Annotated in this window: 6 protein-coding genes and 1 pseudogene; 4 read left to right on the top strand and 3 right to left on the bottom strand. The window is 43.1% G+C overall.

Features of this window, described 5'->3' with window-relative positions:
* Nucleotides 1–161 precede the first annotated feature (161 nt).
* Nucleotides 162–314: a zinc ribbon domain-containing protein gene (locus IM515_RS25950; RefSeq protein WP_287627075.1), complete on the top strand. Its 153-nt coding sequence runs from the start codon at nt 162–164 to the stop codon at nt 312–314.
* Nucleotides 315–942: 628 nt separating this feature from the next.
* Nucleotides 943–2,754 carry a group II intron reverse transcriptase/maturase gene (ltrA, locus tag IM515_RS15020; RefSeq protein WP_287627076.1) on the top strand — a complete coding sequence of 604 codons (1,812 nt, stop codon included), beginning with the start codon at nt 943–945 and terminating at the stop codon, nt 2,752–2,754.
* 345 nt (nt 2,755–3,099) lie between these two features.
* Here ltrA and IM515_RS15015 read toward each other — a convergent pair whose 3' ends face one another.
* Together IM515_RS15015 and IM515_RS15010 are read right to left on the bottom strand one after the other, a co-directional pair.
* Nucleotides 3,100–4,269, bottom strand: coding sequence for an HhoA/HhoB/HtrA family serine endopeptidase (locus IM515_RS15015; protein ID WP_287627077.1), 1,170 nt, complete (start codon nt 4,267–4,269; stop codon nt 3,100–3,102).
* 286 nt (nt 4,270–4,555) lie between these two features.
* Nucleotides 4,556–5,224 (bottom strand): hypothetical protein, encoded by a 669-nt coding sequence (locus IM515_RS15010; protein WP_287627078.1) that lies wholly within the window; start codon nt 5,222–5,224, stop codon nt 4,556–4,558.
* A gap of 208 nt (nt 5,225–5,432) precedes the next feature.
* Between IM515_RS15010 and IM515_RS15005 the strand changes: the two genes are divergently transcribed.
* Nucleotides 5,433–7,556 carry a serine/threonine-protein kinase gene (locus IM515_RS15005; protein ID WP_287627080.1) on the top strand — a complete coding sequence of 708 codons (2,124 nt, stop codon included), beginning with the start codon at nt 5,433–5,435 and terminating at the stop codon, nt 7,554–7,556.
* Nucleotides 7,557–7,578: 22 nt separating this feature from the next.
* On the opposite strand, the gene IM515_RS15000 is transcribed toward IM515_RS15005, so the two are convergent.
* A complete protein-coding gene (locus tag IM515_RS15000; protein WP_287627079.1) occupies nt 7,579–8,961 on the bottom strand; it encodes an aromatic ring-hydroxylating dioxygenase subunit alpha in 1,383 nt (460 codons plus the stop codon).
* Between the two features lie 384 nt (nt 8,962–9,345).
* Here IM515_RS15000 and IM515_RS14995 point away from each other — a divergent pair.
* Nucleotides 9,346–9,723, top strand: a pseudogene (locus IM515_RS14995) (RNA-guided endonuclease TnpB family protein); the annotation flags it as partial.

The raw sequence follows: 9,723 nt of genomic DNA, 5'->3' as shown, positions 1-9,723 counted from the left end.
TCAATTGTCTATCTTTTGGTATTAACCTATTTGTGCCTTAAGTCCTTTCCTGTATGAATTTCAGCTACTTTTGAGCGTAGTTGCTCTCATCGAATTTTATTTTAAGTTAATTATTTGCATAACAATTCCCGAAGAGCCAAATTTGACAAAAAGAGAAAAGTGTGCAAGATGGCTCAAGGGGGTTCTATGGGGGGACTAATTGTTTAGATATTCGTAGTTGGCAATGTCCTAAGTGTGGAGAAACCCACGATAGAGACATCAATGCCGCAATTAAGTGCGATTCGTTCAGTCGAAACCTAGAAATAGGGGGATGACTGGCTTCTGTTGAGTAACCCTAACTGGGTTGAGTACGCACTTTAATCCTCAGCAGATGACAACTTCATAACCTTGTAAGTGAGGGCTAGTATCCTAGAAACCCCAAGTCTTACCTTCCAGACGCAGGAATGAAAGCAAACGCCCTTACGGTAGCGACTAGCCATCAATCCGTAAAGCAGGGAATCGAGCGGAAAAAGCGACTTATAGCCTAAATAAGTCAACCGTAAGCAAGTTCCTATGGATAACGAAAGTTAAGTCATCGTCCGAATTACCGTTACGGCGAAGCAGTGAAATAAGGCTGACACACTGCCAGTACCAAAAGGTCAATAGTATAGGGTGGTATAAGGATTTGTATCGATATACCAAGCGTTACCCAAAAACTCGGTAAAAAGATGACATCCTAAAGGGAACAAACCAAAGGTTATGAGGAACGAAGTAACCCGATTATTACTCTTTAGTAAAGGTCGAAAACTAAGAGCAGTCAGCTAAGACGAAAACTCGGCAATACAGCAGGTAATAGTAGGGAAAGATTGAGTCAAAAGCCAACGCCTATTTGTAACGAATAGGATAGGCAGACGGACTCACGATTACAGGGAATGAAAAGTTGTAAGTAGTAATGTAAAAGTTATGACCACTGTTCAACAGATGGATAAATGGAAGACTTGGCAAGACATCAATTGGAAAAAGGTTGAACGTCAGGTTTTTAAGTTACAAAAACGAATTTTCAGAGCGTCTAGTTGTGGAGATGTCAAGAAGGTTCACAGACTCCAAAAATTATTGTTAAAGTCCTACAGTGCTAAAGCGTTAGCGGTGCGTAGAGTAACCCAAGACAATCAAGGAAAGAAAACCGCAGGTGTGGATGGAGTTAAATCTCTAACCCCAAAACAACGGTTAACCCTAATGACTGAACTAAACTTGGGAACAAAGGTCAAACCCACACGCCGAGTATGGATTCCCAAACCCAACGGCGAAAAACGACCTTTAGGAATACCTACCATGAAAGACCGTGCCTTACAAGCACTAGCTAAACTGGTACTAGAACCAGAGTGGGAAGCCAAATTCGAGCCTAACAGCTATGGATTTAGAGTAGGACGCTCTTGTCACGATGCTATAGCAGGGATATTCCAAGCCATTAACAAAAAGGCAAAGTATGTTCTTGATGCAGATATAGCTAAATGCTTTGACCGCATTGACCATCAAAAACTGTTAGAAAAACTTAACACCTACCCAACCATGAGGAAACAAATCAAATCATGGTTAAAAGCAGGAGTCATAGACGACAAACAGTTATTCCCAACCTCAGAAGGTACAGCGCAAGGCGGAGTTTTATCGCCATTATTGGCAAATATAGCACTTCATGGGTTAGAGGAATTGGTTATGAATCTAGCACCCTCATTTGACATGAAACGCAAAGACGGGACACAAATGAGTGTTAGAGACAAAATAAAATCAGTGACCTTAATCCGATATGCAGACGATTTTGTGGTACTACATGAAAACCTAGGGGTTATTCTCCTAATCAAAAAGGAAATAGAGGGATGGTTACAAAACATCGGACTTGAGTTAAAACCAAGTAAAACAAGAATAGCCCACACACTGAGAGAACATGAAAGCGAACAAGCTGGATTCGACTTTCTAGGGTTTAATATAAGACAATTTCCCGTCGGTAAATACACCTCGGGAAAAGTCAGAGGTAATCTGCTTGGTTTCAAAACAATAATAACCCCTAACAAAGAGAGTCAAATAAGACACTATAGAGAACTTAAACGCATCATAAACACCAGCAAGGGAATCAACCAAGCTGAACTCATTAAAAGGTTAAACCCTGTAATAAGAGGATGGTGCAATTACTTCTCAACAGTGGTTAGTCAGAAAATCTTTGAAAGATTAACCCACATCCTAGGGCATAAACTCATCAAATGGGGGATAAAACGCCATCGAAACAAAGGAAGAAAGTGGATTTCTAAAAGACACTTTCACACAATAGGTGGCAATAACTGGGCTTTCACAACCAGAGAAGAAAATAATCCTCTAAGGTTGTACGAACATAGAGAAACGGAAATCCGACGCTATGTGAAGGTCAAAGGGAACGCCTCACCCTACGATGGAAACCTAGTTTATTGGAGTTCAAGAATGGGGACTCATCCCGAAATGCCAACAGAAATTTCAAAACTGTTGAAAAAGCAAAAAGGGAAATGTACTCACTGTGGACACTTCTTAAGAGATGGGGATTTAATGGAGATAGACCACATCACCCCTAAATCACTAGGGGGGAATAACAGTTACAATAACCTCCAACTTCTTCATCGACATTGCCATGATGAAAAGACAGCCAATGATGGCAGTCTAGGCAACAAATCTGACTGCAATAGTGTCAAGCCAGAACCGCCCATACCAGATAATTACATCTGGGTAAAGGATATGTTGGTAATGACGTAGGAATGACAAACCCCGTGTAGTTGAGGAGCGGAATGACGAGAAATTGTCACGTTCCGTTTTGTAGAGCAGTAGGAGAGGCGACTCTCTTACTGACTTTAATTATTCGACCCCGGAAGGTTTACGAATTTTGGCGGTAGGGCATACCGCTACTGCTTTGCTGAGGGAGAGTAAGACCAAGTAAAGGCACTGCTTTTGCAAGGCATCTCCCCGTGAATGAAGAATCCCTCGCAGGAGTGCTTCGGGGAGTGTCAACGACGCTACGAGTCCTGAAAAGATTTTCGTCCCTGCTCAATCAAGGTATGAAAACTCACATCTGATGACTGATCACTGATCACTGACTGCCGATTACTGATTTGACATTTGGGCGGTGATTACGGTGAGATCGATCGCCCTTTCACCCCTTCTGATTCTTAGGGGTAAAGATTGACCGATCCCGGTTTTTTCCACCATTTCCTGTAACTCACCGCCATCGCTAACCGGTTGATTATTAGCTTTAACAATCACATCCCCGCGACGGATCCCAGCTTTTTCGGCGGGGGTATTGGGTAGGACTTTCACCACCAAAATTCCCGCCACTTCCGGCACGATCAGGGGAGAATTGGGGTTTTGATTATTCGCCCGGGCTAAATCGGGAGTTAGATTAACCATCTGCACACCGATATAGGGATGGGCCACCTTTTGACCTGATTCTAGGGTCGCTTGTAACTGCTTGGCCCGGTCGATGGGAATGGCAAAACCGATCCCCATGGCATCAGCACGAATCGCCGTATTGATGCCGATGACTTCTCCTTGGGAGTTGAGTAAAGGACCGCCGGAATTGCCCGGGTTAATAGCGGCATCGGTTTGAATAAAATCAATGCGTTTATCGGGAATACCCGCCTTAGCCGCCGAGCGCCCGATCGTGCTAATAATTCCTAAAGTTACCGTATTATCTAGACCGACGGGATTGCCTACTGCGATCGCCCAGTCCCCCACTTGTATGGATGAGGAATTGCCGAGGACGGCTACAGGTAATTTTTCCCCTTGGGGATTAATTTTCACCACGGCTAAATCAGTGATCTCATCAGTACCGCGTACTTCCCCCTTGAAGCTACGACCATCTTTTAAAGTTACCGTTACCTTATCGGCATTATCGACCACATGGGCATTAGTTAAGATTAAACCACTGCCATCGATAATAAAACCCGATCCCTGGCCAGCCACTCGCTGCTGGGTGGGAAGACGAAACTGTTCCCCAAAAAACTCCTGAAAAAAAGGATCGTCAAAAAAGGGGCTATTGGGACGAGTAATGATCGCTTCGGTGTCAATTCGCACCACCGCCGCACCCGTGCGCGCCACTGCCTTAGCGACAAAACTTTCCGCCGTCATCTCTGGGGGGATTCTGGGCAGCTCTGCGGCAGCAGTGGGCAGATTTTGAGCATTTACCGCCGCTAAACTGCTAAAACCGAGCATAACTCCCAGAAAAGTTGCCAAAGCATGGGTAATAGTTCGCCGTAACCCTGTAGGAAGTTTCATACTTTGATCTCTGAATTCTGATGTTTTGACTGTTTCTGTCTATCGGTTCACAGACCGACTATTAAAAATCTAACAAATCGATCGCTCCGATTAAACTAAGACGCATCTTAACCGCCTATCCTTAGATTAGCTGACCCCCCCTTGCCACCCCTTGCCCCCCCCGATGTCGGGTAGGGTTGGGGGGTCTTGTCTCTTGTCTCTTGTCTCGTCTCGTCTCAACAAGCAATTTAAAGGCGCGGGCAGCTTAAACCAATGAGTTGACACCAAGTCCGCCAGCAGACCCTAACTAATCTCTAATCACTAGGGGCGATTGCAGGGTAATATTTAAATCTCGATCGGGGTTAACAGAGTATAACTGCACGGAACTACCACCGACAATTCCCGCCGTCGGTAAACCCCATCCTGCAAGAGTTCCCACGGCTGCCCCCGCTAAGACATCGAGAACTTCGATCTTGCGATCGCCCGTAAGAGCAGCGATCGCTGTGGCTGCCCCCGCACCGGCGACGGTTCCCGCTAGGATATCTTGAGTTTTTGCCCCTTTACGCACGGTTTCAGTGGTAGTAATTAATCGCGAAGTGGCATTGAGGGGAATAGTGCGATTGCCCCCATCGAGGCGAATTTCGTCGGCAATAAACCGCACACCCTGGCCCACCGCTTGTAAAGTACCCTTGACTTCACTTCCCGCTGCAATCACCACAATCCCATTCCGGTTACGAATATCTCTGGCTACGGTTAAAGTCAGAGGAATAACATCACTTTTAGAAACTAAAATTTTATCGGCTTTCTCGTAATTCAAAGGGATAACTGTTCCCGCCGGAATCGAGACTTGTTGAGCGATGAGACTTTGCCGATTAATATTACTTTGAGCGAGGACGGGAAAAGTACCGGACATGGAACCCATGAGCAGGGTAATCAGTAAGGCTGTGCTGGCTCTAGTAACAGGATTGATAGACATAGCGGTTATCCTCTCAAAAAACAACAGTGAACTTTCTCTGTTTCTAGATTATTTTTTTCTGTCTGTCATGTCAGTCCCCTCAACAGGGAATTTTTTCCCTCTCTATAGGGAAAAAAGTAGAATGGCAGAATTTCCGCATTTTGTCCATCGACCGCAAAAGAGAGCCGAAAAGCCTAGAATAGTAAAAAACCCTAGATTGCCATCGTCTATGGAACTCGCTGCCGGAAAAATCCTTAGTCATCGCTACCAAATTATCCGTCAATTGGGAAAAGGGGGATTCGGACAGACTTTCTTGGCCTGCGATCGCCAGTTACCCAATCAAAATCGTTGTGTGATCAAACAATTTAAACCCCAGTGCCAGGATGCCGAAACTGTAGCCATCGCTAGACGACTCTTTGAAAACGAGGCGAAAATCCTGCAAGAATTGGGCATTCATCGCCATATTCCCCGTTTATTTGCTTATTTTGAGGAAAATGGGCAATTTTTCCTCGTGCAAGAATACATTGAAGGGGAAGATTTAGCCACAGAAATTACTGCCGGTGTCTATAGGCAAGATGAAGGGAAAGTGGTGGCTTTATTAACAGAAATTCTCTCGATTCTCGAATTTGTCCATCAGAAACAGGTGATCCATCGCGATGTTAATCCCTTCAATCTTATTCGTCGCAGCCAAGATCATCAATTGGTTTTAATTGATTTTGGTGCTGTCAAACAAATTAGCACTCAAGTGGTTAAAGAAGGTAAAACCGTTTCTACCATCGCTATTGGTACCCCTGGTTATTTCCCCAGTGAACAGGCCCAAGGTTATCCGCGTTTTAGTAGCGATATCTATGCCACTGGTATTATTGGATTACAAGCTTTAACCGGTAAAGAGCCCGAAGATATTCCACTGGATGCTCGCACGGGGGAAATTCTCTGGCAACATTTGGCCATGACTAGCGCCGAGTTTAGTTATGTTATCGAGCGCATGATCCGCTATGATTTTCGTCAGCGTTATACCAGTGCCAGTGAAGCATTAATCGATCTGAGAAAATTAGGTAAAATTCATCATCTCGATCCGAAAACTACCCAGGTGGTGAAATCTCAAGATCAAGTTGCTCGTCAAGGGAAATCTTGGTTAAAAAAAATCTTATCTGTCTGTGGGACAATTGGCTTAATAGCAGGTTCTTATCTGGGTTTTGACTATTGGAAAAATTCTCGTAATTCTCTTCGTTACTATCAACAAGGTCAGACTTTTTATCAACTCAAACGCTATACCGATGCCCTCAATTACTATGATCAAGCCTTAAAAATTAATCCCGATTATCTTGAGGCATTCCAAGGAAAAGCTGATGCTTTATTAGCTTTACAAAGATACTCGGAAGCTTTAATTATCTACGAAAAAGCTATTCAAATTAACCCAGATTCCGCTTGGCCAGCTTGGCTCGGTCGCGGGCAAGCTTTAGATAAGTTAGGCAAAAATCAAGAGGCTTTGGAAAGTTTTGAGCGGGTCTTATCTCTTAATCCTGCCGCTAGTCAAGCTTGGCAAGGTAAGGCCGATATCTATCTAGAACTGCAACAATATTCCGCCGCCCAAAAAGCTCTTGACAAATTGTTAACTTTTCAGCAAAATGATGCCAAAACCTGGTATAAAAAAGGCTGGTCATTACAAAATCTTGAGGATTATGAAGGGGCAGTTAAAGCCTACGATCAGGCTCTAGCGATCGAATCGGATAATGCCTTAATTTGGTATCAAAAAGGTAATAGTTTGTATCAATTAAATAAAATTAATGAGGCTTTAGAAAGTTATAGCAAAGCTGGACAATTTAATCCCCAATTTTCCCAAGCTCACTATAGTCAAGGGATTATTCTGCAAAAATTAGGCCGCAAACCAGAAGCTTTGGAGGCATTTACTCAAGCAACTAAAGCCAATTCTAATTATTATCAAGCCTGGTTACATCAAGGGGCATTACTTCATCAAATGGAAAGATTTCAAGAAGCGATCGCATCCTACGAAAAAGCTCGCCGCATTTCTTCCCAAAAAGCCGAAGTTTTTATCGGTATCGGTAACGCTTGGTATCGTTTAGGCGACAATTACCAAGCTATAAATGCCTATCAACAGGCGATTCAAAGACAAAAAGATAACCCCGAAACCTGGAAAAGTTTAGGCAATAGTTGGTTTAAACTCGGTCAATACGAGCGAGCGATTCAAGCTTATCAAGAATCACTTCGTTATCGTTCCAATGACCGAGAAGTGCAGGCACAAAAACAACTGGCAGAAACTCGCTGGCAAGAACTTCAGCAATCTCTCCAAAACCAAACCCCCAAAGTCGATAATGAGGAACAGATTCCCTAACTTCCGCTCTTTTTCGGGAGCTTTATCGCTTTTTACCGGTATTTCTCGGCAATAATTCCCGTCCTTGATAAAACTGTTTTTTCAGTTCTCCCAAGCGCCAACAAGCTGCCACCATAATTACAGTTAATGCTGTCAGCACTGTCACGGGAACAAGGGCCGATTGAGCGAAAATTAGAGCTAAAAGTGGTAAAGATAGACCAAGAATAATAGCGATCGCTAATGTTAACCCCCGCAGACGATTAATATTTTTTAAAGCCCCTTGACAAACAGCACAATTTTTGGTATGGGAGTGATAGCGTTCGAGGAGAATCTCTTTTGATTGTCGGGAGGGAAAAGGTTGACCGGCGAAAGGATCAGCTTGGTATTGATTAACCCAATTGCGATACTCAAACACTAATAAATCCGCTTTGGTGGGGAGATAACAAGCTTGACTAAAATTCTGACTACCTCCCTGAGCTTGCAGATAACGCTCTTGATAGTAGAGAAAAATCTGATCATCTTCGAGAATAGCATTTTGATTGATGTGGGAATACCAAGTAGGGGTAAGCTTAATGAAGAATTTCGGCAACTTAGAGTTAAATTTAAAGGGAAACCGCGCAAAGAGACGACATTCTCCCTGACGGATCGGAGTTGCATAGACTACGGTTAAAGTCCGTCCGAACTTTTCCGAGGTGAGATCGTGGTAAATTAATCCGGGGGCGATAAAATTGCTGTATTGCTGACCTAATTGACCTTTACGCGGTCCTTCGGGCCAAATTCCCTTAAATCCCTGACGATTGGACTCGATAATTTCTAATTCCATAGGAGCGGCATTGGCCCGATTACCGATGGTGAGATGATGGGTATAGGGAACATGACTAGAATCAATAATATTTTCGATTAAAGTGACGGCCGAGTAGGGTAGATCTCGAAATGTATCCAAACAAATCCAAGCATCACCATCCTCCTCCATGGCTTCAATAATTGGAATCGCAGTCAGGGGAGCATTTTCGGGATTACCCGCATAAACGAATAATAATCCCTGACGGATAGCCGTGGGAAAAGACCGCACACAAGCGCGTCGAGAGGTGTTAGCTTGACTGTTTTCCGGTTGTTGGGGAATAAATTCACAGTTTCCCCCTCCGGAAAAAGACCAACCGTGATAGGGACATTCTAGATGTCCGCTTTCGTTCAGACGACCTTCTGAGAGAGGAGCCAAGCGATGGGGACATTTATCCTCGAAAACTCGCCATTCTTGCTGATTTTTGTCCCACCAAATCACTAAATCCTCTTCTAGTAGAGTAAAGCGTTGGGGCTGCTTTTTGTCTAAATCTTTGACGTAGTAGATAGGATACCAAACTTGACGACAATCAAAGCGATCGATATCGGTTCCCCCGACGGGATGGGTAGCAGTGCTGCTCAACATAAATTTTAAAATAAGTTAACATTTCTCCTCCAAAATCTAACAAATTTAATCGACAAAAGGGGACAGATGCCGGTATCTGCTGGGGAAACAAACACCGGCGCTATATTTTGGGGTGATAATTAAAGGGTTAACCACAGAAACCAAAAACCTACCTAAAGCTTTTTAAAGTTACTCATTTCTGTAGCTAGATAACTAAAATAAGTAACTTTGGCCAGCAATTCTCATTTTGAAACGATTTTGCGTTGTTTCAGCGATATAGAGATTCGTTAAGAATTATTAACCCCTCTAGGTGCAGGGGTTTTAATGTCATGAAACCTTAAAATGAGAATTGCTGAACTTTGGCCACAGATAGATTTTAAGAACGTTATCAGGTATAATCAGGATATGAAGCTAGTTGAACGTCATATTATCAGTCAAAACCATCCCTTATGGTCAGAAATCGACCATTATGCCTTCTTGTCAAAAAATTTATTCAATCTAGCTAACTACCATTATCGCCAATATTTCTTTGAAAACTCCCAAAAACTGAGTTTTAATCAACTCTATCATCTGGTATCTAAAACCTCAGATTATTTAGCTTTACCCACGAAAGTGAGCAAGCAGATAATCAGAAGATTAGAGCAGGCTTGGATTAGTTATTTTGCCGCTTTTAGAGCTTGGAAAAAACACCCTGAAAAATTTTTAGGAAAACCTAAAATTATTAAGTATAAGGACAAAACCAAAGGAAGAAACTTGCTAATATATTCTCAGGAATCAATTTAT

The sequence above is a fragment of the Microcystis sp. M44BS1 genome, from assembly GCF_020244875.1.
Lineage (GTDB): Bacteria > Cyanobacteriota > Cyanobacteriia > Cyanobacteriales > Microcystaceae > Microcystis > Microcystis panniformis.
This window is presented reverse-complemented; position numbering and strand designations above follow the sequence as displayed.